We start from the raw sequence: 989 nt of genomic DNA, 5'->3' as shown, positions 1-989 counted from the left end.
GATGACTATCTGTCCAAGGTACAAGGATACGAAAATGACTAATCCAGAGACCGACACCGACAACGCCCGCGACCTGGTTCTTGTACGAAGGTTTGATGCCCCATGCGATCTGGTTTTCAGGGCATGGACCGACCCGAAAGCGTTMGCACAGTGGTGCGGTCCTCACGGTTTCAAGGCGGTSGGCGACCGACTTGAAGCCTGGMCCGGCGGTAGACACCGCGCCTGTCTGATCGCGCCAGATGGAGAAGAGCATTGGGTCGGCGGAAAATATCTGGAGGTCGAGCCGCCGCACAGGCTTGTCTTCACACATGCCTGGGAACTCGCAAMCGGCGAAAAYAGCCCGGAAACAGTCGTCACCATCACGTTCAGGGAAAGCGACGGAGGTACGGAAATGACTTTTCGGCAGAGTGGATTTGATAGCGCATCGTCACTTAAGGGKCATGAAGCCGGCTGGTCCCAAAGTCTCGAGCGATTGAGCGTCTTTCTCGGGRCTGAATCCGAAGGGCCGGATCATGTCTAAGGCGGCGATGAAGCTCTATTATTGCGAGACGCTCAATCCGCGGAAGGCCTGCGCCGCTGCCCGTTTTCTTAAAGCCGACGTCGAGTTCGTCAGGGTTGACCTGGCAAGCGGAGAACAGCGCASYSCAAAATTCCTGGCGCTTAACCCGAACGGGAAAGTCCCGGTGCTGCAGGATGATGCCGGAACTTTATGGGAAGCGAACGCCATCATGTGCAGGCTGTCTGACAGCGTCGCATCGGATTTYTGGCCGCATGACCACCGGCAGATCGACGTGCTGCGCTGGTTGAGTTGGGATGCCAGTCATTTCACCCGGCACGGTGCAACGCTGTGGTTTGAAACCTTGATCAAGCCGTTGTTCGGCGGGGAGCCTGACGTCGCCGTGATCGAAGATGCGAAGACGAGTTTTCGACTCCATGGTCGCGTGCTCGACGATCATTTGGCCAAGAACAGCGTCGCCGTCGGGAAGACA

At 57.3% G+C, this 989-nt stretch carries 2 protein-coding genes; both read left to right on the top strand.

Features of this window, described 5'->3' with window-relative positions; genetic code table 11:
• Positions 1–34: 34 nt before the first annotated feature.
• Positions 35–520, top strand: coding sequence for an SRPBCC family protein (locus AC1D2N_RS36205; protein WP_477983028.1), 486 nt, complete (start codon positions 35–37; stop codon positions 518–520).
• On the top strand, positions 513–989 hold a 477-nt coding region (locus tag AC1D2N_RS36200; protein ID WP_477983026.1), incomplete at its 3' end, for a glutathione S-transferase family protein. The genes AC1D2N_RS36205 and AC1D2N_RS36200, both read left to right, overlap by 8 nt.

The organism is Rhizobium sp. P1_B8, assembly GCF_056406515.1.
The sequence above is the reverse complement of the archived record's forward strand: the minus strand, read 5'-3'. Positions and strand labels throughout refer to the sequence as shown.